Raw genomic sequence first — 24,968 nt, forward strand, 5'->3', positions numbered from 1 at the left:
TTGAACCTATAGCCGTGCAACCACGGTTATAGTTAGCTATCATGTTTCGCTCATTTTTTGTGAGCGTAACGGATGTTAACAAAGGAGGAGTCCGCGTATGGCCGACCACACGTTGTGGCATGAAACATTGCATGACCAGTTTGGTCAGTACTTTGCCGTTGATAACGTGCTCTATCATGAGAAAACCGATCACCAGGATCTCATTATCTTCGAAAACGCCGCCTTTGGCCGCGTCATGGCGCTGGACGGCGTCGTGCAAACCACCGAGCGCGACGAGTTTATCTATCACGAAATGATGACCCACGTTCCGCTGCTGGCGCACGGACACGCGAAGCATGTCCTGATTATCGGCGGCGGCGACGGCGCAATGCTGCGTGAAGTGTCCCGCCATCGTTCCATTGAAACCATCACCATGGTGGAAATCGATGCGGGCGTCGTCTCTTTCTGCCGCCAGTATCTGCCCAACCACAATGCCGGTAGCTATGACGATCCGCGCTTTAGCCTGGTGATTGACGACGGCGTTAACTTTGTTAACCAGACCTCGCAGACCTTTGACGTCATTATCTCCGACTGCACCGACCCAATCGGCCCCGGCGCGTCGCTGTTTACCTCCTCCTTCTACGAAGGCTGCAAGCGCTGCCTGAACCCGGGCGGGATCTTCGTCGCACAAAATGGCGTCTGCTTCCTGCAGCAGGATGAAGCGCTCGACAGCCATCGTAAGCTAAGCACCTATTTCGATGACGTCAGCTTCTATCAGGCGGCCATTCCGACGTACTACGGCGGGATCATGACCTTTGCCTGGGCGACGGATAACGACGTATTACGCCATCTCTCCACCGAAATTATTCAGGCCCGCTTCCATCAGGCCGGTCTTCAGTGCCAATACTACAATCCGGCTATCCATACCGCAGCGTTTGCTCTGCCGCAGTACCTGCAAGACGCATTATCCACTAAGGGGGTGAGCTAATTGAAAAAGCTTAAACTGCATGGCTTTAACAACCTGACGAAAAGCCTGAGTTTTTGTATTTACGATATCTGCTATGCCAAAACAGCGGAAGAACGCGATGGTTACATCGCCTATATCGACGAACTCTACAACGCCAACCGTCTGACCGAGATCCTGTCAGAAACCTGTTCCATTATTGGCGCAAACATCCTGAACATCGCCCGACAGGATTATGAACCTCAGGGCGCCAGCGTGACTATTCTGGTCAGCGAAGAGCCGGTCGACCCGAAGCTTATCGACAAAACTGAACATCCGGGCCCGCTGCCGGAAGTGGTCGTGGCCCACCTGGATAAAAGCCATATCTGCGTGCACACCTACCCGGAGAGTCACCCGGAAGGCGGGCTGTGCACGTTCCGCGCCGATATTGAAGTGTCGACCTGCGGCGTGATTTCACCGCTGAACGCGCTGAACTATTTAATCCACCAGCTGGAATCGGACATCGTCACCATTGATTATCGCGTGCGTGGTTTTACCCGCGATATCAACGGTATGAAGCATTTCATCGACCACGAGATCAACTCCATCCAGAACTTTATGTCCGAGGACATGAAATCGCTGTACGACATGATGGACGTGAACGTGTATCAGGAAAATATCTTCCATACCAAGATGTTACTTAAGGAATTCGACCTTAAGCACTATATGTTCCACACGAAGCCGGAAGATTTGAGCGAAGAAGAGCGTAAGGCGATTACTGACCTGCTCTGGAAAGAGATGCGCGAGATTTACTACGGCCGCAATATTCCGGCCGTGTAAGAGCAAGCCGGAGCAGGGATGCTCCGGGCTGTTATTTCTGTTTCATAAAGTCGCGGTAGGCATTTACCACCTGAAGGAAGTCCTCTACGCCGCACATCGACAGGCTTTCTTCGTCATAGTAGCTCATCCCCTCTTCCATCTCGTCACCTGAAAACTCGAGCTGGTTGGCACGCACCATGACCTCTTCACCGTCCATCCACAGCGTATATTCATGCCCGGCGCGCTGCCAGGATCGTTCACTGCCTTTCACCGTATTTGCCGCCTGTTCAACCTCATCAAGAAGTGCGAGATTTTCTTTCACCTCTTCGTTAAACCAGTGTCCAACGGCTTCGTGGCCCATCGACATACGCACTTTCACCACTCCGGTGATGTCGCGCAGAAATTCGTAATCCATAGTGTTTTCCTCTGCAAAGCCATTAAGGTAATTATCGCAGCAGCGAGGAAGAAAAAAAGCGGGAGAGGTGGGAGGAATGAAAATAAAAAGGTGAGAGCAAGACCCTGCGGCCTGATGCCCTCACCCCGTCCCTCTCCCACGGGAGAGGGTGCAAACACTAAAAACCGTCTCATGGAGACGGTTTTGCTGTTTATACCGCCGTCTGGAAGATAACCCCGTCGGCCTTCTCGGTGTACTGAGAAAGCTGGTCGAAGTTCAGATAGCGATAGGTATCCACCGCGGTCTTATCCACCTGAGCCACAAAGGTCTGGTACTCTTCCGGCGTTGGCAGTTTGCCAATCAGCGCCGCAACCGCCGCCAGCTCCGCAGAGGCCAGGAAGACGTTCGCACCGGTACCTAAACGGTTCGGGAAGTTACGGGTAGAGGTGGAAACCACCGTCGCACCGTCGGCTACGCGCGCCTGGTTGCCCATACACAGGGAACAGCCAGGGATTTCGATACGCGCCCCGCTCTTACCAAACACGCTGTAGTAGCCCTCTTCGGTCAGCTGAGCCGCGTCCATACGGGTTGGCGGCGCTACCCACAGACGGGTTGGCAGCTGGCCTTTGTGGGTATCCAGCAGCTTACCGGCAGCACGGAAGTGACCGATGTTGGTCATACAGGATCCGATGAACACTTCGTCGATCTTCTCGCCCTGAACCTCAGACAGCGGACGCGCGTCGTCAGGATCGTTCGGCGCACACAGGATTGGCTCTTTGATATCCGCCAGATCGATGTCGATCACCGCCGCGTACTCTGCGTCAGCATCGGCTTCCAGCAGCTGCGGATCGGCCAGCCATTTTTCCATGCCCTGGATACGACGCTCCAGCGTACGACGGTCGCCGTAGCCTTCTGCAATCATCCACTTCAGCAGTACGATGTTGGAGGTCAGATACTCGATAATCGGCTCTTTGTTCAGCTTGATGGTACAGCCAGCCGCAGAGCGCTCGGCGGAAGCATCGGTCAGCTCGAACGCCTGCTCCACTTTCAGATCCGGCAGACCTTCAATTTCCAGAATGCGGCCAGAGAAGATGTTTTTCTTCCCTTTCTTCTCAACGGTCAGCAGGCCCTGTTTAATCGCATACAGCGGGATCGCGTGAACCAGGTCGCGCAGGGTAATACCCGGCTGCATTTTACCTTTGAAGCGCACCAGCACCGATTCCGGCATATCCAGCGGCATCACGCCAGTCGCAGCAGCAAACGCCACCAGACCGGAGCCCGCCGGGAAGGAGATACCGATTGGGAAACGGGTATGGGAGTCACCGCCGGTACCGACGGTATCCGGCAGCAGCATGCGGTTCAGCCAGGAGTGGATTACGCCGTCACCCGGACGCAGGGAAACGCCGCCGCGGTTCATGATGAAGTCTGGCAGCGTGTGGTGCGTGGTCACGTCAACCGGCTTCGGATAGGCCGCCGTGTGGCAGAAGGACTGCATCACCAGATCAGAAGAGAAGCCCAGGCACGCCAGGTCTTTCAGTTCGTCACGGGTCATTGGGCCAGTGGTGTCCTGAGAGCCCACGGAGGTCATCTTAGGCTCGCAGTACGCGCCAGGACGAATACCGGCTACGCCGCACGCGCGCCCCACCATTTTCTGTGCCAGAGAATAACCGCGGTTGCTTTCAGCAACGTCTTTCGCCTGACGGAAAACGTCAGAGTGCGGCAGACCCAGCGCTTCACGCGCTTTGGTAGTCAGACCACGACCAATGATCAGCGGGATACGGCCACCGGCGCGCACTTCGTCGATCAGCACGTCGGTTTTCAGCTCGAAGCTTGCCAGCAGCTCGTTGGTCTCGTGGTTGCGCACTTCGCCTTTGTACGGGTAAACGTCAATCACGTCGCCCATGTTCAGGTTAGAAACGTCCACTTCGATCGGCAGGGCGCCCGCATCTTCCATGGTGTTGAAGAAGATTGGCGCAATTTTGCCGCCGAGGCACAGGCCGCCGCCGCGCTTGTTCGGCACGTGCGGAATGTCGTCGCCCATGAACCACAGCACGGAGTTGGTTGCGGACTTACGGGAAGAACCGGTACCCACAACGTCACCCACATAGGCCAGCGGGAACCCTTTTTTCTGCAGGGCTTCGATCTGTTTGATCGGGCCGACGCTGCCCGGCTGATCCGGCTCAATACCTTCACGGGCGTTTTTCAGCATCGCCAGGGCGTGCAGAGGGATATCCGGGCGAGACCACGCGTCCGGTGCCGGAGAGAGGTCATCGGTGTTGGTTTCACCGGTCACTTTAAAGACGGTAACGGTGATTTTTTCAGCCAGCGCTGGGCGGTTCAGGAACCATTCGGCATCAGCCCAGGACTGCATCACCTGCTTCGCATAGACGTTGCCTGCTTTGGCTTTTTCTTCTACGTCGTAGAAGTTATCGAACATCAGCAGCGTGGACGAGAGCGCTTTAGCGGCAATCGGTGCCAGCTTGTCGTTATCCAGCGCGTCAATCAGCGGATGAATGTTGTAACCACCCTGCATGGTGCCGAGCAGTTCAATGGCTTTTTCAGGAGTAACCAGTGGGGAGGTGGCTTCGCCTTTGGCGATAGCAGCAAGGAATCCGGCTTTTACGTAGGCAGCTTCATCTACGCCAGGCGGTACGCGGTTGATCAGCAGATCTAACAGGAATTCTTCTTCGCCCTTAGGCGGGTTCTTCAGCAGCTCGACGAGCGCGGCCATTTGGGTTGCATCTAAAGGTTTGGGTACAATTCCCTCGGCGGCACGTTCTGCTACGTGCTTACGGTATTCTTCTAGCACGACGGTTCTCCTCGCTCTCATTGTCATATGCGGCGGGCGTTCTCTTCACGCTCCTGTGAGACAGCAGTTTGTAGGGTAAATGCCCGATACCGCGTCGGGCAGCATAGCAGGATTTCTGCACAGTGTTAATCCGTTTACAAAAAAGCAACATTAAAAAATTTGCTGAATCGTTAAGCATGGTGTAGCGGGGATTCAGGGCATCTTTTTGCGATATCTTCTGCACCGTGACGCTTCAGTTTTTTCTTCATCAGATATAATTGTGTAATAAATACTCACACTCTTTATCCGGACGTCCCGGACGCTTCCCAATAAAAGTCAAAACAGTAAAAGACGGGTGAATAATACTCACGCCAACCGTAACGCCTCACGGCACAGCGCTTGTCTCGTTGGAGTCATTTATGAAGTTGCCCTTTAAGCCACATCTGCTCGTCCTTGTGTGCAGTGCCGGGCTGTTTGCCGCCTCGGGCGTCATGTTTGTCAAAGGCCGCGCCACGGAGCCCGCAGCGCCGGCTCCCGTCGCACAACAACCGGCTGCACCAGCGCCTGCCGCAGCCCAGCCCGCCCCTGCTGTCGCGCCAGCCTACACTGCCGCGCAAATCGATCAATGGGTTGCTCCCATCGCGCTCTACCCGGATGCCCTGCTGTCGCAAATTTTAATGGCGTCGACCTATCCGGCCAACGTGATCCAGGCGGCGCAGTGGTCCAAAGACAACCCTAAAATGGAAGGGGACGCCGCGATTCAGGCCGTTGCCAGCCAGCCCTGGGATCCCAGCGTAAAATCGCTGGTCGCGTTTCCTCAGCTTATGTCCCTGATGGGTGAAAACCCGCCGTGGGTACAAAATCTGGGTGATGCGTTTCTCGCGCAGCCGAAGGACGTGATGGATTCCGTTCAGCGCCTGCGCGCGCTGGCGCAGAAGACCGGCGCTTTACAATCCACGCCCCAGCAGACGGTCACCACCGTGACAAAACCGGCGCCAGCGAAAACCAGCGCCACCGACGCAACAACAGCCACGACGTCCGCGCCCGCTCCAACGGTAATCAAAATTGAATCTGCCGATCCGCAGGTTGTTTACGTCCCGACCTATAACCCCAATACGGTTTACGGGACCTGGCCAAATACCGCCTATCCGCCCACCTATCTCCCGCCTACACCCGGGGAGCAGTTTGGCAACAGCTTCGTAAACGGTTTAGGCTTCAGCCTGGGCGTCGCCACAACCTATGCCATCTTCAGCAACATCGACTGGGATGATGACGATGACTGGGATCATCACCATGGCGACTGGGATAATCACGGCGGCTATAACCGCAACAGTGATAACAATATCAATATCAACGTTGAGAACTTCAATAAAATCAGCGGACAGCGCCTGACGGACGCCAACCGCACCTGGCAGCACAACCCGGCCTATCGGGAAGGCGTGCCCTACCCGACTAACCAGCTCAACACTCGCTTCCACGCCACCAACGCGGCCACAGGGCTCAGCTCAGCGCAGCAAAAACCGGTAAATCGCGATAGCCAGCGTCAGGCCGCGCTGAGCCAGATGGAGAAATCCACGGGCAAAACCTTCCCCCAAACGGCGCGCACCGGAACGAAAGACGTGCAGCGTCAGGCCTCAGGTGAACAGCTGAAGCAGATTTCACAGCGCAATAACTACCGCGGCTACGACACCAAACCGCAGACGGCGAAGCGGAGCACCGCGCAGCAGCGAGAAAACCGCCAGACCACCGCGCAGAGACAAGAGAAGCGGGCTTCGCAGCCCGCGCAGCAACGCACGCTCCAGCAGCGAAGCAGCCAGCCGCGGGCCAATGCGCTGAGCGGTAACGACAGCCGCTCGGCGAACTGGCAGGCGCAGCAGCAGCGCGGTGCGCAAAGCAGACAGCTCGCTGCGCGCCAGCAGCAGCCACGTCAGGCGTTTGGTGGACGTGCTGAACGCCGTGAAATTCGACATCGCTAAGGGAACCGACATGAAACGTAAACTACTCAGCGGAATGGTGTTATTCATGCTTTCGGCCTCGGTGATGGCGCAGCAGTCTTTTAGCACACCCGCTCGGGCAACCGATGCGCTGACCAAAGCCATCAGTGAGCAAAACGAGAGCGCGATGACCAACCTGCTTGGAGAGAACTGGCGCGATTTTCTGCCGCCTGAGGGCGTTGATCCGGATGCTGTCGATCGCTTCCTGCGCGACTGGATCGTCCGTCATACCACGGTTGTCGAAGGAGATACGGCACACCTGGTTGTCGGAGACAGCGGCTGGCAGCTTCCCATCCCGGTGATCAAAACCTCTGCAGGCTGGCAGTTCGACATCAAAGAAGGGGCAGAAGAGATCCTGACCCGCGAAATCGGGCGTAACGAGCTCGCCGCCATTGAAGCCTTACATGCCTATGTTGATGCGCAGCAAAGCTATTTTGCGATGAACCAGAAATACGCGCAGAAGATTGTCAGCTCGAAAGGCAAAAAAGACGGTTTGTACTGGCCAGCCTCGCCCGGCGAAGCGCCCAGCCCGCTCGGCCCGGCATTTAGCCCGAAAGAGCCAGGTACCGGCTATCACGGCTATCGCTTCCGCATCCTGCCGGACAATCACGGTTTCGCGATGGTGGCCTGGCCGGTCAGCTACGGTCAGACGGGTGTAATGAGCTTTGTGATAAACCAGGACGACAAGGTGTATCAGTCCGATCTCGGCAGCGATTCAGAGCAGAAAGCCCGGGCGCTAGCCGCCTATAGCCCTGATAAAACCTGGCAGCCAGTGGCCCCCTGAACGCATTGCATAAAAAAAGCGGCCTCAGGCCGCTTTTTTTCATCTGAAGAAACTTATTTCTTCTTCGCTTTCGCGTTTGGCAGGTCGGTGATGCTGCCTTCAAACACTTCTGCCGCCAGGCCCACGGACTCGTGCAGAGTCGGGTGAGCGTGGATGGTCAGCGCGATGTCTTCAGCGTCACAGCCCATTTCGATAGCCAGACCGATTTCACCCAGCAGCTCGCCGCCGTTGGTACCGACAATCGCACCACCGATGACGCGGTGAGTCTCTTTGTCGAAGATCAGTTTGGTCATACCGTCTGCGCAGTCGGAAGCGATAGCACGGCCAGAAGCAGCCCACGGGAAGGTGGCGGTTTCGTAGCTGATGCCTTTCTCTTTCGCTTCTTTCTCAGTCAGACCCACCCATGCCACTTCTGGCTCGGTGTACGCGATAGATGGAATGACTTTCGGATCGAAGTAGTGCTTCATGCCGGCGATAACTTCAGCGGCAACGTGACCTTCGTGAACACCTTTGTGCGCCAGCATTGGCTGACCGACGATATCGCCGATAGCAAAGATGTGCGGCACGTTAGTACGCAGCTGTTTGTCAACGCGGATAAAGCCACGGTCATCCACTTCCACGCCAGCTTTGCCCGCGTCGAGGTTTTTACCGTTCGGCACACGGCCGATAGCCACCAGCACGGCGTCGTAACGCTGTGGTTCGGATGGGGCTTTTTTGCCTTCCATGGAAACGTAAATACCGTCTTCTTTCGCTTCAACGGCAGTCACTTTGGTTTCCAGCATCAGGTTGAATTTCTTGCTGATGCGTTTGGTGAAGACTTTAACGATGTCTTTGTCGGCAGCCGGGATAACCTGGTCGAACATTTCAACCACGTCGATCTCTGAACCCAGCGCATGGTACACGGTACCCATTTCCAGACCGATGATACCGCCGCCCATGACCAGCAGACGCTTAGGAACGGTTTTCAGCTCCAGCGCATCGGTGGAATCCCACACGCGTGGATCTTCATGCGGAATGAATGGCAGTTCGATTGGGCGAGAGCCTGCCGCGATGATCGCGTTGTCGAAGTTGATCACGGTTTTGCCGTTTTCGCCTTCCACTTCCAGGGTGTTCGCACCGGTGAATTTACCCAGACCGTTTACCACTTTCACTTTACGGCCTTTGGCCATACCCGCCAGACCGCCGGTCAGCTGAGTGATAACTTTCTCTTTCCAGGTACGAATTTTGTCGATATCGGTTTTCGGCTCGCCGAAGACGATACCGTGTTCAGCCAGCGCTTTGGCTTCTTCGATAACTTTCGCTACGTGCAGCAGCGCTTTAGAAGGGATACAGCCGACGTTCAGACAAACACCGCCGAGGGTGCTGTAACGTTCTACGATGACGGTTTCCAGACCTAAATCCGCTGCACGGAATGCTGCGGAGTAACCTGCCGGGCCTGCCCCAAGTACTACGACCTGAGTTTTGATTTCTGTGCTCATCATGACCTCTTAATTTATACCCGTCGTCCACCGGGTCGTTCTATCCGCCCGCAGTTTACAAAATTGTTAACAATTTTGAAACAACAAACGGCTCACGAATTGTCGCTTTCGCCAATAACCTCACAAACACCATGAGATTATCAGAAAAAAGCCGGCCGACTGGCCGGCTTTTCGATTACATCACCAGGCGGCGAATGTCGCTCAGCATGTTGTTGATGATGGTGATGAAGCGCGCACCATCAGCACCGTCGATCACGCGGTGGTCGAAGGACAGAGAGATTGGCATCATCAGACGCGGCACGAACTCTTTGCCATTCCACACCGGCTCCATCGCGGACTTGGACACACCGAGGATAGCCACTTCCGGCGCGTTAACGATCGGCGCGAAGTGGGTGGTACCCAGGCCGCCGATGCTGGAGATAGTGAAGCAGCCGCCCTGCATTTCGCCGGCAGTCAGCTTACCATCACGCGCTTTCTTGGAGATCACGGTCAGTTCACGGGACAGCTCAGTGATGCTCTTCTTGTTCACGTCTTTGAAGACCGGAACAACCAGACCATTTGGCGTATCAACCGCAACACCGATGTTGATGTATTTCTTCAGCGTCAGCTTCTGGCCGTCTTCGGACAGGGAGCTGTTGAAGCGTGGCATCTGCTCAAGGGCAGCGGCAACGGCTTTCATGATGAAGACCACTGGGGTGAATTTCACGTCCAGTTTGCGCTTCTCAGCTTCAGCGTTCTGCTGTTTACGGAACGCTTCCAGATCGGTGATATCGGTTTTGTCGAAGTGCGTAACATGCGGGATCATCACCCAGTTACGGCTCAGGTTAGCACCAGAGATTTTCTGGATACGGCCCAGCTCCACTTCTTCGATTTCGCCGAACTTGCTGAAGTCCACTTTCGGCCATGGCAGCATGCCCGGTATACCGCCGCCAGCGGCTGCAGCTGGTGCAGCTTCGGCGCGTTTCACCGCGTCTTTCACGTAGGTCTGAACGTCTTCGCGCAGGATACGACCCTTACGGCCGGTTCCTTTCACTTTCGCCAGGTTCACACCGAATTCGCGCGCCAGGCGACGAATCAGCGGGGTAGCGTGGACGTAAGCGTCGTTTTCAGCGAACTCAGATTTTTCTGCTTTAGCAGCAGGGGCAGCGGCGGGTTTAGCAGCCTGAGCCGGTGCAGCAGCCGGTGCTGGAGCAGCCGCGGCAGCCGGAGCTGCGGCAGGCGCAGCGCCTTCCACTTCGAAGACCATGATCAGAGAGCCGGTAGACACTTTGTCGCCGGTGCTGATCTTGATCTCTTTAACGGTACCCGCGAACGGCGCAGGCACTTCCATAGAAGCTTTGTCGCCTTCAACGGTGATCAGTGACTGTTCAGCGGCAACTTTGTCGCCCACTTTCACCATCACTTCGGTCACTTCAACTTCGTCACCGCCGATGTCCGGTACGTTAACATCTTTCGCGCCGCCAGCAGCTGCTGGTGCAGCAGCCGGAGCCGGAGCAGCGGCCTGCGCAGGCGCTGCAGCACCCGCCACTTCGAAGACCATGATCAGGGAGCCGGTAGACACTTTGTCGCCGGTGTTGATCTTGATCTCTTTAACGGTACCCGCGAACGGAGCCGGCACTTCCATAGAGGCTTTGTCGCCTTCTACGGTGATCAGTGACTGCTCAGCCGCAACGGTGTCGCCCACTTTCACCAGGATTTCAGTGACTTCAACTTCGTCACCGCCGATGTCAGGCACGTTCACTTCTTTCGCGCTCGCGGCAGCTGCTGGAGCAGCGGCGGCCGGAGCGGCTTTCTTCTCTTCCTGCGCAGGTGCAGCAGCTGCTGCACCGTCGGCGGAATCGAAAATCATGATCAGTTTGCCAGTCTCGGTTTTATCGCCAACAGAGACTTTGATCTCTTTAACGATGCCAGCCTGAGGAGACGGGACTTCCATAGAGGCTTTGTCGCCTTCTACGGTGATCAGCGACTGTTCAGCTTCAACTTTGTCGCCTACTTTGACCAGGATCTCGGTGATTTCAACTTCATCAGCCCCGATGTCCGGTACATTGATTTCGATAGCCATTATTCTTTTACCTCTTACGCCAGACGCGGGTTAACTTTTTCTGCATCGATGTTGAATTTGGTGATTGCGTCCGCAACCACTTTCTTATCGATTTCGCCACGTTTAGCCAGTTCGCCCAGTGCTGCTACAACCACGTAAGAAGCATCAACTTCGAAGTGGTGACGCAGGTTTTCGCGGCTGTCAGAACGACCGAAGCCGTCAGTACCCAGAACGCGATAATCATCAGCTGGAACGTAAGTACGAACCTGCTCAGCGAACAGTTTCATATAGTCAGTAGACGCCACCGCTGGCGCGTCGTTCATCACCTGAGCGATGTACGGAACGCGTGGAGTTTCCAGTGGGTGCAGCATGTTCCAGCGCTCACAATCCTGGCCATCACGCGCCAGTTCAGTGAAGGAGGTCACAGAGTACACGTCGGAACCCACGCCGTAGTCTTTCGCCAGGATCTGCGCTGCTTCACGTACGTGACGCAGGATAGAGCCGGAGCCCAGCAGCTGAACTTTACCTTTGCTACCTTCGATGGTTTCGAGTTTGTAGATACCTTTACGGATACCTTCCTCGGCACCTGCTGGCATTGCCGGCATGTGGTAGTTTTCGTTCAGGGTGGTGATGTAGTAGTAAATGTTCTCTTGCGCTTCACCGTACATGCGCTGCAGACCGTCATGCATGATGACTGCCACTTCGTACGCGTAAGACGGGTCGTAAGAGATACAGTTAGGGATAGTCAGAGACTGAATGTGGCTGTGGCCATCTTCGTGCTGCAGACCTTCACCGTTCAGAGTCGTACGACCGGAGGTACCGCCTACCAGGAAGCCGCGAGCCTGCTGGTCGCCTGCCTGCCAGCACAGGTCACCGATACGCTGGAACCCGAACATGGAGTAGTAGATGTAGAACGGGATCATCGGCAGGTTGTTGGTGCTGTAAGAAGTCGCAGCAGCCAGCCAGGATGCGCCTGCGCCCAGCTCGTTGATACCTTCCTGCAGGATCTGACCTTTCTCGTCTTCTTTGTAGTATGCAACCTGCTCACGGTCCTGCGGGGTGTACTGCTGGCCGTTCGGGCTGTAGATACCGATCTGACGGAACAGACCTTCCATACCGAAAGTACGCGCTTCGTCAGCGATGATTGGAACCAGACGATCTTTGATCGACTTGTTCTTCAGCATCACGTTCAGGGCACGAACGAAAGCGATAGTGGTGGAGATCTCTTTGTTCTGCTCTTCCAGCAGCTGAGAGAAGTCTTCCAGCGCTGGCAGTTCCAGCTTCTCGGTGAAGTTAGGCTGACGAGCTGGCAGGTAGCCTTTCAGCGCCTGACGACGTTCGTGCAGGTACTTGTGCTCTTCAGAACCTTCCGGGAAGGTGATGTAAGACAGGTTTTCTACCTGCTCATCGGTCACTGGAACGTTGAAACGGTCGCGGATATAACGCACGCCGTCCATGTTCATTTTCTTAACCTGGTGAGCGATGTTTTTACCTTCTGCGGTATCACCCATGCCGTAACCTTTGATGGTATGGGCCAGGATTACAGTCGCTTTACCTTTGGTTTCGCGCGCTTTTTTCAGTGCAGCGTAGACTTTCTTCGGATCGTGACCACCGCGGTTCAGAGCCCAGATCTGCTCATCAGTCCAGTCTGCAACCAGTGCTGCGGTTTCAGGGTATTTGCCGAAGAAGTGCTCACGAACGTAGGCACCGTCTTTGGATTTGAAGGTCTGGTAGTCACCGTCAACGGTTTCGTTCATCAGCTGGATCAGTTTACCGCTGGTGTCTTTACGCAGCAGCTCATCCCAACGACCGCCCCACATGACTTTGATCACGTTCCAGCCAGCACCTGCGAAGATGCCTTCCAGTTCGTTGATGATCTTGCCGTTACCGGTTACCGGACCATCCAGACGCTGCAGGTTACAGTTGATGATGAAGCACAGGTTGTCCAGCTTCTCACGGGTTGCGATGGTGATCGCACCTTTGGATTCTGGCTCATCCATTTCGCCGTCGCCCAGGAAGGCGTAAACGGTCTGCTCAGAAGTGTCTTTCAGACCACGGTGTTCCAGGTATTTCAGGAATTTAGCCTGATAGATCGCACCGATTGGGCCCAGACCCATAGATACGGTCGGGAACTGCCAGAATTCAGGCATCAGTTTAGGGTGCGGGTAAGAAGACAGACCTTTACCGTGTACTTCCTGACGGAAGTTGTTCATCTGCTCTTCAGTCAGACGACCTTCCAGGAATGCACGTGCATAGATGCCCGGAGAGATGTGGCCCTGGAAGTACACCAGATCGCCGCCGTCTTTCTCGTTCGCTGCACGGAAGAAGTGGTTGAAGCACACTTCGTAAACGGTCGCAGAAGACTGGAAGGACGCCATGTGGCCACCCAGTTCCAGGTCTTTCTTGGATGCGCGCAGAACGGTCATGATGGCGTTCCAGCGGATTGCAGAACGGATACGACGTTCCAGATCCAGATTGCCCGGGTATTCCGGTTCGTCTTCGACGGCAATCGTGTTTACGTAGTTGCTAGCCCCTGCACCTGAAGCAACCTTCACACCGCCTTTGCGGGCTTCAGAAAGCAGCTGATCAATCAGATACTGAGCGCGCTCAACACCTTCTTCACGGATGACCGATTCGATCGCCTGTAGCCAGTCGCGAGTTTCGATCGGATCCACGTCATTTTGGAGACGTTCTGACATGGGGGTATTCCTTATCTATCTAATACGTTGATTTGTCTGGAACCTGTCCCATTGTGCTCTTTGTTCTTAATATTTCGGGTTATCTCTTTGTTGGCTGCGCTTTCTCACCCCGGTCACATAGTTCGCTATGCTCCCGGGGATTCGCGCGCTTGCCGCCGCGATATAACCCGAACTATTTGAACAACCAAAAGCACAATAAGACAGGTTCTGCGTTTAGTTGCCGCGCTCTAAAAGTACCTGGCGCTTAATCCTTTCGTTGCTGTATGCGGCGTAATGAACGTTCGCGACGCGATTGTTCACGGCTGCGGTCCAGCAAGATTTCCTCAATGAAAGCCAGATGTCGGTGCGACGCTTCGCGCGCCTGCTCCGGTTCCCCGGCCATTATCGCCTCGAATACTCGGGTGCGATGGTTGCTTACCAGTGGGAGCATGTCCCGACGGGCATACAACAATTCAAAATTCTGACGAACGTTCTGGGCCAGCATCGGCTCCATGCAGCGTAGCAGATGGAGGAGCACCACGTTGTGGGCCGCTTCGGTGACGGCGATTTGATACTGGACGACGGCGCTGGACTCGGCGTCTAGATCGCCGGACTGCTGTGCCCGTTCAATGGCCTGATGCAGTTCGCGGATACGCACGCGATCTTCATCAGTGCTGCGAAGGGCGGCGTAATAGGCCGCAATACCTTCAAGCGCGTGACGGGTCTCAAGCAGGTCAAACTGGGATTCTGGGTGGTCAGAGAGAAGTTCTACCAGCGGATCGCTGAAGCTCTGCCACAGGCTGTTTTGCACAAAGGTTCCGCCGCCCTGGCGACGAAGCAGCAAGCCCTTTGCTTCGAGACGTTGAATCGCCTCACGCAGAGAGGGACGTGAAACGTCGAACTGTTTTGCCAGCTCGCGTTCTGGCGGAAGTTTCTCACCCGGGCGCAGAGTCCCTTCGAGGATTAAAAACTCCAGCTGCTGCTCAATCACATCAGATAGTTTTGGTTGGCGAATTTTGCTGTAGGCCATATTCCCTGTCTTACGCCTTTTTGCCCGGAGTCAATTGGTCTTACCAATTTCTATTTCGTATCGCTAAAGTAACAAAGTATTCACCTTCTGTCCATATTGGTTTTGATTGAAATCAGTAAACCCTGCACATTTTAACAACCTTACAGAAATAACGTTTCAGAAATGTAACTTTGCACAAATGAGTTGATTACTCCTTAAGAGGGAGTTTTAACCATAATGAAACGAGGGTTTTTGCAATCTGAAGCGATTCAACAAGGCAAATAATGAAAATTCGCCCACTTATGGAGCATTTCTATTCTATAGGTTGGGTTAGGAAGAATGAGCGGGCCGATTTACAAATGCTTTCTTTTTATTCAAGTCGTCATCACCCCTTCATAAAGCAGGTGCATTCGCAGGCGCTTACCACTATTCTTGCGCTTACGGAAGTCATGTCCGCTTTTTTCGGTCTCGTTAACCGTAAAGAAATAAATACAGAATATGGATTTTCATAATTACACACGCACAGCGTGAACATAACAACCACACACGAGGTTTCAAATGGAAGCTCAACAGCACGGCGATCAGCTAAAGCGCGGGCTTAAAAACCGCCATATACAGCTCATCGCACTGGGCGGTGCGATTGGTACCGGCCTGTTTCTGGGCAGCGCATCCGTTATCCAGTCAGCCGGTCCCGGCATTATTTTGGGTTACGCGATTGCCGGCTTTATTGCCTTTCTGATTATGCGCCAGCTGGGTGAAATGGTCGTTGAAGAGCCGGTCGCAGGCTCCTTCAGCCACTTTGCCTATAAATACTGGGGCAGCTTTGCCGGTTTCGCCTCGGGCTGGAACTACTGGGTGCTGTACGTTCTGGTTGCCATGGCCGAGCTTACCGCCGTCGGGAAATACATTCAGTTCTGGTATCCCGAGATCCCAACCTGGGCCTCCGCAGCGGCTTTCTTCGTCATTATTAACGCCATTAACCTGACCAACGTAAAAGTGTTCGGTGAGATGGAGTTCTGGTTCGCTATCATCAAGGTCATTGCCGTTGTGGCGATGATCATCTTCGGCGGCTGGCTGCTGTTCAGCGGCAACGGCGGCCCGCAGGCAACCGTGCGCAACCTCTGGGAACAGGGCGGCTTCCTGCCTCACGGCATGACGGGCCTGGTGATGATGATGGCCATCATCATGTTCTCCTTCGGCGGACTCGAGCTGGTGGGCATCACCGCCGCTGAAGCCGACAACCCGGAGCAGAGCATTCCAAAAGCCACTAACCAGGTTATCTACCGCATTCTGATCTTCTATGTGGGCTCGCTGGCCGTGCTGCTCTCCCTGCTGCCGTGGACGCGCGTGACCGCCGACACCAGCCCGTTTGTGCTGATCTTCCACGAGCTGGGCGATACCTTTGTAGCAAACGCACTCAACGTGGTTGTTCTGACAGCAGCGCTCTCCGTTTACAACAGCTGCGTATACTGCAACAGCCGCATGCTGTTCGGCCTGGCCCAGCAGGGCAACGCGCCTAAAGCGCTGCTCAACGTCGATAAACGCGGCGTGCCGGTAAACACAATTCTGGTTTCGGCGGTTGTGACCGCGCTGTGCGTGCTCATTAACTACATGGCGCCGGAATCGGCGTTTGGCCTGCTGATGGCACTGGTGGTCTCTGCCCTGGTCATCAACTGGGCGATGATCAGCCTGGCGCACATGAAGTTTCGCCGCGCCAAGCAGCAGCAGGGCGTCACCACCCGCTTCCCTGCCCTGCTCTATCCGCTGGGCAACTGGGTGTGCCTGGTGTTCATGGCGGCCGTGCTGGTGATCATGCTGATCACGCCGGGTATGGCGATTTCCGTCTACCTGATCCCGGTCTGGATTGCGATCCTTGGCGTGGGCTATCTCTTCAGCCAGAAAAGCCGTAATGCCATGAAAGCACACTAAGCCTCTCTCCGCGGCGCCTGCTTTTGCGGGTGCCGCGCGTTGTTACCTCCCTCACACTTTCACGCCCACAGCGCATTTATCCATATCACCGCCCTGATACTGCAACGCATATATTCCTTTGCCAGCAAATAATTCTCTCCATACCGTAAACCGGAGAGCTGTCGATGGATAACAACACACTGTCAGTAAAAGAAAAGATCGGCTATGGGATGGGAGACGCGGGATGCAACATCATCTTCGGCGCCATCATGCTGTTTGTTAACTATTTTTATACGGATATTTTTGGCCTCGCCCCTGCGCTGGTTGGCGTGCTGCTGCTTTCCGTACGGGTGATTGACGCCGTAACGGACCCGATCATGGGCGCGATTGCTGACCGTACCCGCAGCAAATATGGTCGGTTTCGTCCATGGCTGCTGTGGATCGCTTTCCCCTACGCGCTGTTCAGCATTCTGATGTTCACCACGCCGGAGTGGAGCTATAACAGCAAAGTTATCTATGCGTTTGTCACCTACTTCCTGCTCTCTTTAACCTATACGGCCATCAACATTCCCTACTGCTCGCTGGGCGGGGTGATCACCAACGATCCAAAAGAGCGCGTGGCCTGCCAGTCGTATCGCTTCGTGCTGGTCGGCATCGCCACGCTGCTGCTCTCATTAACGCTGCTGCCGATGGCCGACTGGTTTGGCGGGGATAACAAAGCCAAAGGCTATCAAATGGCGATGACCGTTCTGGCGCTGATTGGAACCTGCATGTTCCTGTTCTGCTTCGCCACCGTGCGCGAGCGCGTGCGCCCGGCGGTACAGACCAACGACGAGCTGAAAAACGATCTGAAAGACGTGTGGAAGAACGACCAGTGGGTACGTATTCTGCTCCTGACCCTGTGCAACGTCTGCCCGGGCTTTATCCGCATGGCAGCCACCATGTATTACGTCACCTGGGTGATGGGCCAGAGCACCCATTTCGCCACGCTGTTTATCAGCCTGGGCGTGGTCGGCATGATGCTCGGCAGCGTGCTGGCAAAAGTGCTGACCGACCGCTGGTGTAAGCTCAAGGTCTTCTTCTGGACCAATATCGTGCTGGCGATTTTCTCAACCGCCTTTTATTTCTTCGACCCGAAAGCCACCGCCACCATCGTGGTGCTCTACTTCCTGCTGAACATCCTGCACCAGATCCCGTCTCCGCTGCACTGGTCGCTGATGGCCGACGTGGACGACTACGGCGAGTGGAAGACCGGTAAGCGCATCACCGGGATCAGCTTCTCCGGCAACATCTTCTTCCTGAAGCTGGGGCTGGCGATTGCCGGGGCAATGGTCGGCTTCCTGCTCTCCTGGTACGGCTATGACGCGGGCGCAAAAGCGCAGAGCGCGGACGCCATTAATGGGATCGTGCTGCTCTTTACCGTCATTCCCGGCATTGGATACTTAGTTACCGCTGGCGTAGTGCGCCTGCTGAAAGTGGACCGCGAAACCATGAAGCAGATCCAGTCCGATCTGGAAAAGCGTCGCAATAACTACCGCGAGCTGAATGATTATCAGGAACTCAAAGCCGCAGAGACAAAATAAGGAAAGCCGAATGCAAACCTGGCCAAACCCATTTATTGAACAACGCGCCGATCCGTACATTTTACGCCACGAGGGGCAGTACTATTTTATCGCCTCCGTGCCGGAGTACGACAGGCTGGCGATCCGCCGCGCAGAGTCTCTGGAAGGCTTACGTAATGCCGAAGAAGTGGTGGTCTGGCGCAAACCCAACACCGGCCCGATGAGCCAGCTGATCTGGGCGCCGGAACTGCACCACATCGACGGGAAGTGGTACATCTATTTTGCTGCAACGCACACCCAGGCGCTCGACGCGCTCGGAATGTTCCAGCACCGTATGTTCGCCATTGAATGTGCCGACGGCGATCCGCTCACCGGCACGTGGGTGGAGAAAGGGCAAATCAAAACGCCTTTCGATACCTTCGCTCTGGACGCCACCACCTTTGTACATCAGGGGAAACGCTGGTATCTGTGGGCGCAAAAAGCGCCGGACATCACCGGTAACTCCAATCTTTATCTGTGTGAAATGGAGACCCCGTGGACGCTGAAAGGCGAGCCGGTGATGCTCAGCAAGCCGGAGTATGACTGGGAGCGTCGCGGATTTTGGGTTAACGAAGGCCCGGCGGTACTGGTTCACGGCGATAAGCTGTTTATCAGCTATTCCGCCAGCGCTACCGACGAGAACTACTGCATGGGTCTACTGTGGATAGACCTGAATGCCGATCCGCAAAACCCGGCAAACTGGCACAAATCCCCCCATCCGGTGTTCGTTACCAGCTACGAAAATCGTCAGTACGGACCGGGCCACAACAGTTTTACGCAAACGCCGGAAGGGGAAGATGTGCTGGTGTATCACGCGCGGAATTACACCGAAATTGAGGGCGACCCGCTGTACGATCCGAATCGCCATACCCGACTGAAGCTTGTCCGCTGGAATGAAAGCGGGATGCCTGATTTCGGCATCCCGCCAGCGGATACGCTTTAGCCTTTGCGGCGCGCTGGCCTACACCAGCGTGCCGTAGATAGTCAGCAGCGCCACGATAACCACCACCACAAACGACGTTTTCTTCGCCATGGAGACAGCGGCTTTCGGCGTTTCAATCTTGTCGGTATGCGGCTCACGCGCCAGCGAGAACTGCGCCAGACGCGTTAGCACCTGGTACTGCGACGTATGGCGATCGGCAAGAGAAGCGAACCATGCGGGCAGCGCTTTTTCACCGTGACCAATTAACGCGTACACCACGCCTACCAGACGCACCGGGAGCCAGTCGATCACGTGCAGGATGGCATCAATACCGGACTGCAGGCGTTCATGCGGCGTCAGATAACGGGCAAGCCAGGTCTGCCAGGCGCGCAGGAACGCATATCCCATCAGCAGTACCGGCCCCAGCGGGCCCCCCACTACAAACCAGAACAGCGGCGCAAGATAGTAACGGAAGTTAATCCACAGCAGCGCGTTTTGCAGCTCGCGCAGGAATTCGCGCTCGTCACAGTCCGGCGGCACGCCGTGGATCATCGTCAGCTCGCTCGCCATGGCACCGCGCGCATGGGCATCGTCACGGGAGGCGGCTTTCAGGTATGCGTGATAGTGTAAACGCACCTTGCCTGCGCCAATGCACAGCACGCCGAGCAGGATCCACACCACCAGCAGCGGCACGTTGAAAAAGAGTCCGTACAGCGAACGCAGGAGCAGGAACGTAATGACCATCACCCCTGCCATCATCAGCAGCGTGCGCAGCATGGAAAAATGTTTGATACGGCGGAATAATACCTCCAGCCGGTGATCCAGATGCCAGTGCTCGCCAAGCTTAAACAGGCGTTCAGCGATGATAACCAGCAGCATGGTAAACAACGTCATGGTATCTCCTTATTCTGACGACGCGGTGAGCATGGCGCGAAACCGGGACCAGTCAAAGGCCGGGCCGGGATCGGTTTTTCTCTCCGGGGCTATATCACTGTGTCCCGTGATATTTTCGGCGATAGCCGGGTAGAGTCCGATAAGCGTGCGGGTCACTGCCGCTAGCTGTTGATACTGTGAATCGGTGTAGGGCGTCGTATCCGTGCCTTCCAGTTCGATTCCGATAGAAAAATCGTTGCACCGTTCGCGCCCGTGATACATCGACACGCCGGCATGCCAGGCGCGCTTATCAAAGGGAACATACTGAACCACTTCACCATCGCGACGAATCAGGCAGTGAGCCGATACGCGCAGATGTGCAATTTCAGCAAAGAAGGGATGAGCATCGGGATCAATCGTTCCTGTGAATAACGCATCGATCCACGGGCCGCCAAATTCACCCGGCGGGAGACTAATATTATGAACCACCAGCAGTGTGGGCTTTTCATCCTCCGGGCGGCAATCGTGGTGCGGCGAGGGCACGTGCCGCGCATCCACCAGCCATCCGTTTTCTAACAACATGCTGGAACTCCTTCTGTATGGTGCAATGACTCGGTTCAGAGTAGCATGTTTCAATATTATGATTCGTTACCAATTTGGAGTTTTATCATGCCGCCTCGCCGCTACAACCCCGACCACCGACGTGAAGCGCTTCTGGAACGTATTAATATGGATATTCCGGCAAGCGTCTCCCATGCTTTGAAAGAAGATCTGGGCGGTGACGTTAACGCTGATAAGGATATTACCGCACAATTGTTGCCAAAAGAGACGCGCTCGCACGCGGTCATTATCACCCGTGAAGACGGCGTTTTTTGCGGCAAGCGTTGGGTTGAAGAGGTCTTTACCCAGCTGGCGGGTGATGATGTGCAGATTATCTGGCACGTTGAGGACGGCGAGGCAATTACGGCAAACCAGCCGCTGTTTGAACTGGACGGTCCTTCCCGCGTCTTGCTGACCGGCGAACGTACCGCGCTCAATTTTGTACAAACGCTCTCTGGCGTGGCCAGTGAAGTGCGTCGCTACGTTGACCTGCTGGCCGGTACCCGCACCCAGCTGCTGGATACCCGCAAAACGCTGCCGGGCCTGCGCACCGCGCTGAAGTATGCGGTGCTCTGCGGCGGCGGCGCAAACCATCGCCTGGGCTTATCCGACGCCTTCCTGATTAAAGAGAACCACATTATTGCCTCTGGCTCCGTGCGTCAGGCGGTGGAGAAAGCCTTCTGGCTGCACCCGGATGTGCCTGTCGAGGTAGAAGTCGAAAGTCTGGAAGAGCTGGAGCAGGCGATTAAGGCCGGGGCCGATATCATCATGCTCGATAACTTCGAAACAGAGCAGATGCGCGAGGCGGTAAAACTGACTAACGGCCGGGCCCAGCTTGAAGTGTCCGGGAACGTCACTTTCGAAACGATCCGTGAATTCGCCGAAACCGGCGTGGATTACATCTCCGTCGGCGCGTTGACCAAACACGTTCGCGCCCTCGACCTCTCAATGCGCTTCAAATAACGCATTCTCCCCTCTCCACCCGGAGAGGGGAATTTCAGCCCCGCTCGCAGATCCGCTGTTCTTCCCTGCAACACTGAATAAATTCTCTGAAGCCTCCTTCCCGTTCCCTTTTTTGCCTCTCGTTTCTGCTCTTTCCCGCTGACAAAGTAGCGCCACTTTGCATAAGGAGCAGATATGGACAGACAACAAGGCTTCACACTCATTGAGCTGATGGTGGTCATTGGCATCATTGCGATTCTGAGCGCCATCGGCGTTCCCGCCTATCAGAACTACCTGCGCAAGGCGGCGCTGACCGATATGCTGCAAACTTTCGTTCCCTACCGTACGGCCATTGAGCTTTGCGCGCTGGATCACGGTGGCGTGGAGAGCTGCGACGCCGGCAGTAACGGTATCCCTTCCCCCACCACGACACGCTACGTTTCAGGAATGAGCGTGGCGAAAGGGACCGTGACCTTAACAGGACAGGAGAGTCTTAACGGGCTGACGGTGACCATGACGCCACGGTGGAGCGACGGCAACGGTATGACGGGCTGGACGCGCGACTGCAACATCAGTGCTGACAGCGCCCTGAAACAGGCCTGCGAAGACGTTTTCCGCTTCGACAATAACTGAGGAGCGGATAATGAATACCGATCAACTCGTGGCGCTTTGTCAGCGCCATCACGCTCTGCTGCTCACCAGCGACAGTGACATGGTCAGCATCGCCGTCGTGGGCAGCCCCGCGGCTGAACTCATGGAGGCGCTGCGCTTCGCGACCCAGAAACGGATTGATATTGAGTGCTGGAGCGCTGAGCGCATGGAAAAACACCGGCAGCTAACGTCACAATCGCATCTGCCCGTCGTTTCGCAAACACACTCGACGGTGGATATCCTCAACCACACGCTGCAGCAGGCAATCAACCAGCGCGCCTCCGACATTCATATCGAACCGATGGAGCATACATGCCAGATTCGGTTACGCATCGACGGGGTTCTTTGCCCCCAGCCTCCGCTTTCCGCCTCGCTGGCCAGCCTGTTCAGCGCACGTTTAAAGGTGCTGGGTAACCTGGATATTGCTGAACGTCGTTTACCTCAGGACGGTCAGTTTACGATTGAGCTGGCAAACGAGCCGGTCTCGTTTCGGATCGCGACGCTTCCCTGCAGCGGTGGCGAGAAAATTGTGCTGCGTCTCCTGCATCAGGTTCAACAGGCTCTTGAGCCGAAAGCGCTTGGCATGAGCGCAGAACAACTGGCCTGTTTCAATGAGGTTCTCCACCAGCCGCAGGGGCTGATTCTGGTCACCGGCCCTACCGGCAGCGGCAAAACCGTGACGCTGTACAGCGCGCTGCAGGCGCGTAATACCCCTGACGTCAACATCTGTAGCGTGGAGGATCCGATTGAGATCCCCCTTGCGGGATTAAACCAGACGCAGATTAATCCCCGGGCGGGTTTAACATTCCAGAGCGTGCTGAGGGCGCTGCTGCGTCAGGATCCAGACATCATTATGGTCGGCGAAATCCGTGACGGTGAAACGGCAGAAATTGCCATTAATGCCGCCCAGACCGGTCATCTGGTGCTGTCAACGCTGCACACCAACTCGACGACGGAAACCCTGATTCGCCTGGAGCAGATGGGCGTCGCGCGCTGGATGATATCTTCCGCGCTGTCGATGGTGATTGCCCAGAGACTGGTCCGGCGTTTGTGTCCGCACTGTCGCCGGGAAGCCAGCGAGCATGCTGAATTACCGCGCGCCGTATGGTCCAGACCGCTTCCACGCTGGCAGCCCACCGGCTGCGATCGCTGTTATCACGGTTTTTATGGCCGCGTTGCCATTTTTGAAGTACTGGCGATCGACAATGCCCTGCGCCAGGCCATTGCCAGCGGGGCGGGAATCGAAGTGATAGAGGCGAGTGCCCGGCAGGCGGGAATGATTTCTCTTTTTGAGCACGGCTGCATGGCCGTCGAAAAAGGGCTGACCACGATCGAAGAGCTGGTGCGCGTGCTGGGAATGCCGGATGGCTGCTAATCAGCTCTGGCGCTGGCGAGCGCTCACCAAAGAAGGTGAACCCCAAAGCGGAACACTCTGGGCCACAGACCGCAATGCCGCCTTCACCAGGCTGATGCGTAGCGATCTCCATCCTCTGGCGCTTACCCGATGCGCTCAGCGGCACCGCTGGCGGCCGCATCACTGCTACGAGATGTTTCGCCAGCTCGCAACGCTTCTGCAGGCGGGGCTGACGTTGTCCCACAGCCTGCAGATGCTGGCAGAGCAACATCCGTTAAAACCGTGGCAGGCGCTGCTGCAAAGCATTGCCGATGAGCTCAGTGAGGGATCCCCCTTTTCTGAGTCGCTAAAAAAGTGGCCAGCGGTGTTTAGCCCACTGCATGTCTCGATGGTGAAAACCGGTGAGCTCACAGGGAAACTGGAGGAGTGCTGCCGCCAGCTCGCGCAGCAGCAAAAAGCGCAGCAGCAGCTCAGAGATAAGGTGAAAAAGGCCCTGCGCTATCCGGCGATCGTCCTGACGCTGGCCGTACTCGTGGTGCTGGCGATGGTCATTCTGGTCTTGCCCGAGTTTGCCGCGATCTACAAAACGTTTAACACGCCGCTTCCGATGCTGACACAAATGGTCATGGGGATGGCCGCATTTATCCAGTCCTATGCCCTCGCGTTGTTCGTCGCGTTATTAATGCCCTTAGCCGCCGCCTGGGCTCTGAGGCAGAACCCTCGCTGGCAGCGCATGCTGATCCATACGCCCGTGATGGGCGCGCTGGCAAAAGGCCAAAAGCTGGGACACATCTTTACCGTGCTGTCACTCACGCAGCAGGCAGGTATCCCCTTTTTACAGGGCCTGGAGAGCGCAGAGGAGACCGTTGAAAGTCGCTATTGGCGGGGAATACTCCGCAGCGTTCGCGAGGACATTGAAAAAGGTCTCCCCGTCTGGTCATCCTTTCAGAAAGCGGCCATCTTTACCCCGCTGTGTATTCAGCTTTTACGAACCGGCGAAATGTCAGGTGCGCTGGACATCATGCTGGAAAATCTCGCCCGGCACCACACGGAACAGACCTTTCAACGGGCAGATAATCTGGCGGCACTTCTCGAGCCAGTGCTTCTGATTGTGACAGGGGTCATCATCGGCACGCTGGTGGTGGCAATGTACCTGCCGATTTTCCATCTGGGAGATGCGATGAGCGCGGGTTAGTGCTAAACAGTGCTG

General features: G+C 55.7%; 20 protein-coding genes. 12 read left to right on the forward strand and 8 right to left on the reverse strand.

Going from position 1 to position 24,968, the window contains the following annotated elements; translation table 11 throughout:
* Positions 1-97: 97 nt before the first annotated feature.
* Both speE and speD read left to right on the forward strand, forming a co-directional pair.
* Complete coding sequence (speE, locus tag AC27FC_RS10405) at positions 98-967, forward strand: polyamine aminopropyltransferase (protein WP_193138849.1); 870 nt, start codon at positions 98-100, stop codon at positions 965-967.
* Positions 968-1,762, forward strand: coding sequence for an adenosylmethionine decarboxylase (speD, locus tag AC27FC_RS10410; protein WP_032649781.1), 795 nt, complete (start codon positions 968-970; stop codon positions 1,760-1,762).
* Positions 1,763-1,793: 31 nt separating this feature from the next.
* On the opposite strand, the gene yacL is transcribed toward speD, so the two are convergent.
* Both yacL and acnB read right to left on the reverse strand, forming a co-directional pair.
* The gene (gene yacL, locus AC27FC_RS10415) at positions 1,794-2,156 is read right to left on the reverse strand and encodes a protein YacL (protein WP_023310423.1); all 363 of its coding nucleotides are present in this window, start codon (positions 2,154-2,156) and stop codon (positions 1,794-1,796) included.
* 190 nt (positions 2,157-2,346) lie between these two features.
* Positions 2,347-4,944 (reverse strand): bifunctional aconitate hydratase 2/2-methylisocitrate dehydratase, encoded by a 2,598-nt coding sequence (acnB, locus tag AC27FC_RS10420; RefSeq protein WP_033144650.1) that lies wholly within the window; start codon positions 4,942-4,944, stop codon positions 2,347-2,349.
* Positions 4,945-5,342: 398 nt separating this feature from the next.
* Here acnB and AC27FC_RS10425 point away from each other — a divergent pair, with 398 nt between their 5' ends.
* Together AC27FC_RS10425 and AC27FC_RS10430 are read left to right on the forward strand one after the other, a co-directional pair.
* On the forward strand, positions 5,343-6,899 hold the full coding sequence (locus AC27FC_RS10425) for a DUF3300 domain-containing protein (RefSeq protein WP_196354882.1): 1,557 nt from the start codon (positions 5,343-5,345) through the stop codon (positions 6,897-6,899).
* Positions 6,900-6,909: 10 nt separating this feature from the next.
* Complete coding sequence (locus AC27FC_RS10430; protein ID WP_196354881.1) at positions 6,910-7,701, forward strand: DUF2950 family protein; 792 nt, start codon at positions 6,910-6,912, stop codon at positions 7,699-7,701.
* 53 nt (positions 7,702-7,754) lie between these two features.
* Here AC27FC_RS10430 and lpdA read toward each other — a convergent pair whose 3' ends face one another.
* From lpdA to pdhR, 4 genes are all read right to left on the reverse strand, one after another.
* A complete protein-coding gene (gene lpdA, locus AC27FC_RS10435) occupies positions 7,755-9,179 on the reverse strand; it encodes a dihydrolipoyl dehydrogenase (RefSeq protein WP_003856313.1) in 1,425 nt (474 codons plus the stop codon).
* A 175-nt stretch (positions 9,180-9,354) separates the two neighbouring features.
* The gene (aceF, locus tag AC27FC_RS10440; RefSeq protein ID WP_196354880.1) at positions 9,355-11,241 is read right to left on the reverse strand and encodes a pyruvate dehydrogenase complex dihydrolipoyllysine-residue acetyltransferase; all 1,887 of its coding nucleotides are present in this window, start codon (positions 11,239-11,241) and stop codon (positions 9,355-9,357) included.
* A 14-nt stretch (positions 11,242-11,255) separates the two neighbouring features.
* The gene (gene aceE / locus AC27FC_RS10445; protein WP_023310418.1) at positions 11,256-13,919 is read right to left on the reverse strand and encodes a pyruvate dehydrogenase (acetyl-transferring), homodimeric type; all 2,664 of its coding nucleotides are present in this window, start codon (positions 13,917-13,919) and stop codon (positions 11,256-11,258) included.
* A gap of 244 nt (positions 13,920-14,163) precedes the next feature.
* Complete coding sequence (gene pdhR / locus AC27FC_RS10450) at positions 14,164-14,928, reverse strand: pyruvate dehydrogenase complex transcriptional repressor PdhR (protein ID WP_008501960.1); 765 nt, start codon at positions 14,926-14,928, stop codon at positions 14,164-14,166.
* Positions 14,929-15,191: 263 nt separating this feature from the next.
* Here pdhR and AC27FC_RS10455 point away from each other — a divergent pair, with 263 nt between their 5' ends.
* From AC27FC_RS10455 to AC27FC_RS10470, 4 genes are all read left to right on the forward strand, one after another.
* A complete protein-coding gene (locus AC27FC_RS10455) occupies positions 15,192-15,419 on the forward strand; it encodes a hypothetical protein (protein ID WP_143347524.1) in 228 nt (75 codons plus the stop codon).
* Positions 15,420-15,465: 46 nt separating this feature from the next.
* Positions 15,466-16,836: an aromatic amino acid transporter AroP gene (aroP, locus tag AC27FC_RS10460; protein WP_029739677.1), complete on the forward strand. Its 1,371-nt coding sequence runs from the start codon at positions 15,466-15,468 to the stop codon at positions 16,834-16,836.
* 164 nt (positions 16,837-17,000) lie between these two features.
* Complete coding sequence (locus AC27FC_RS10465) at positions 17,001-18,398, forward strand: glycoside-pentoside-hexuronide (GPH):cation symporter (protein WP_033144647.1); 1,398 nt, start codon at positions 17,001-17,003, stop codon at positions 18,396-18,398.
* A gap of 10 nt (positions 18,399-18,408) precedes the next feature.
* Complete coding sequence (locus AC27FC_RS10470; RefSeq protein WP_048979002.1) at positions 18,409-19,359, forward strand: glycoside hydrolase family 43 protein; 951 nt, start codon at positions 18,409-18,411, stop codon at positions 19,357-19,359.
* Positions 19,360-19,377: 18 nt separating this feature from the next.
* On the opposite strand, the gene ampE is transcribed toward AC27FC_RS10470, so the two are convergent.
* Both ampE and ampD read right to left on the reverse strand, forming a co-directional pair.
* The gene (gene ampE, locus AC27FC_RS10475) at positions 19,378-20,232 is read right to left on the reverse strand and encodes a beta-lactamase regulator AmpE (RefSeq protein ID WP_033144645.1); all 855 of its coding nucleotides are present in this window, start codon (positions 20,230-20,232) and stop codon (positions 19,378-19,380) included.
* Between the two features lie 9 nt (positions 20,233-20,241).
* A complete protein-coding gene (gene ampD / locus AC27FC_RS10480; protein WP_143347527.1) occupies positions 20,242-20,793 on the reverse strand; it encodes a 1,6-anhydro-N-acetylmuramyl-L-alanine amidase AmpD in 552 nt (183 codons plus the stop codon).
* Positions 20,794-20,880: 87 nt separating this feature from the next.
* Here ampD and nadC point away from each other — a divergent pair, with 87 nt between their 5' ends.
* The 4 genes from nadC to hofC all read left to right on the forward strand — a co-directional run bounded on the left by nadC (position 20,881) and on the right by hofC (position 24,953).
* Positions 20,881-21,774: a carboxylating nicotinate-nucleotide diphosphorylase gene (gene nadC / locus AC27FC_RS10485; RefSeq protein WP_182071469.1), complete on the forward strand. Its 894-nt coding sequence runs from the start codon at positions 20,881-20,883 to the stop codon at positions 21,772-21,774.
* A gap of 174 nt (positions 21,775-21,948) precedes the next feature.
* The gene (ppdD, locus tag AC27FC_RS10490; protein WP_058840541.1) at positions 21,949-22,386 is read left to right on the forward strand and encodes a prepilin peptidase-dependent pilin; all 438 of its coding nucleotides are present in this window, start codon (positions 21,949-21,951) and stop codon (positions 22,384-22,386) included.
* Between the two features lie 10 nt (positions 22,387-22,396).
* Complete coding sequence (gene gspE, locus AC27FC_RS10495) at positions 22,397-23,779, forward strand: type II secretion system protein GspE (protein ID WP_196354879.1); 1,383 nt, start codon at positions 22,397-22,399, stop codon at positions 23,777-23,779.
* Positions 23,769-24,953: a protein transport protein HofC gene (gene hofC, locus AC27FC_RS10500; protein ID WP_143347529.1), complete on the forward strand. Its 1,185-nt coding sequence runs from the start codon at positions 23,769-23,771 to the stop codon at positions 24,951-24,953. Before gspE ends, hofC begins: the two co-directional genes overlap by 11 nt.
* Positions 24,954-24,968: the final 15 nt, after the last annotated feature.

It is taken from the genome of Enterobacter sp. C3_dUdeg, assembly GCF_057536195.1.

Excerpts from the sequence above, each read along its gene's own strand:
- ampE (WP_033144645.1), bottom strand. The coding sequence starts at position 20,232 with ATGACGTTGTTTACCATGCTGCTGGTTATCATCGCTGAACGCCTGTTT.
- AC27FC_RS10455 (WP_143347524.1), top strand. The coding sequence starts at position 15,192 with ATGAAAATTCGCCCACTTATGGAGCATTTCTATTCTATAGGTTGGGTT.
- aroP (WP_029739677.1), top strand. The coding sequence starts at position 15,466 with ATGGAAGCTCAACAGCACGGCGATCAGCTAAAGCGCGGGCTTAAAAAC.
- AC27FC_RS10430 (WP_196354881.1), top strand. The coding sequence starts at position 6,910 with ATGAAACGTAAACTACTCAGCGGAATGGTGTTATTCATGCTTTCGGCC.
- aceF (WP_196354880.1), bottom strand. The coding sequence starts at position 11,241 with ATGGCTATCGAAATCAATGTACCGGACATCGGGGCTGATGAAGTTGAA.
- gspE (WP_196354879.1), top strand. The coding sequence starts at position 22,397 with ATGAATACCGATCAACTCGTGGCGCTTTGTCAGCGCCATCACGCTCTG.
- ppdD (WP_058840541.1), top strand. The coding sequence starts at position 21,949 with ATGGACAGACAACAAGGCTTCACACTCATTGAGCTGATGGTGGTCATT.
- ampD (WP_143347527.1), bottom strand. The coding sequence starts at position 20,793 with ATGTTGTTAGAAAACGGATGGCTGGTGGATGCGCGGCACGTGCCCTCG.
- nadC (WP_182071469.1), top strand. The coding sequence starts at position 20,881 with ATGCCGCCTCGCCGCTACAACCCCGACCACCGACGTGAAGCGCTTCTG.
- hofC (WP_143347529.1), top strand. The coding sequence starts at position 23,769 with ATGGCTGCTAATCAGCTCTGGCGCTGGCGAGCGCTCACCAAAGAAGGT.
- lpdA (WP_003856313.1), bottom strand. The coding sequence starts at position 9,179 with ATGAGCACAGAAATCAAAACTCAGGTCGTAGTACTTGGGGCAGGCCCG.
- aceE (WP_023310418.1), bottom strand. The coding sequence starts at position 13,919 with ATGTCAGAACGTCTCCAAAATGACGTGGATCCGATCGAAACTCGCGAC.
- AC27FC_RS10470 (WP_048979002.1), top strand. The coding sequence starts at position 18,409 with ATGCAAACCTGGCCAAACCCATTTATTGAACAACGCGCCGATCCGTAC.
- yacL (WP_023310423.1), bottom strand. The coding sequence starts at position 2,156 with ATGGATTACGAATTTCTGCGCGACATCACCGGAGTGGTGAAAGTGCGT.
- pdhR (WP_008501960.1), bottom strand. The coding sequence starts at position 14,928 with ATGGCCTACAGCAAAATTCGCCAACCAAAACTATCTGATGTGATTGAG.
- AC27FC_RS10465 (WP_033144647.1), top strand. The coding sequence starts at position 17,001 with ATGGATAACAACACACTGTCAGTAAAAGAAAAGATCGGCTATGGGATG.
- AC27FC_RS10425 (WP_196354882.1), top strand. The coding sequence starts at position 5,343 with ATGAAGTTGCCCTTTAAGCCACATCTGCTCGTCCTTGTGTGCAGTGCC.
- speE (WP_193138849.1), top strand. The coding sequence starts at position 98 with ATGGCCGACCACACGTTGTGGCATGAAACATTGCATGACCAGTTTGGT.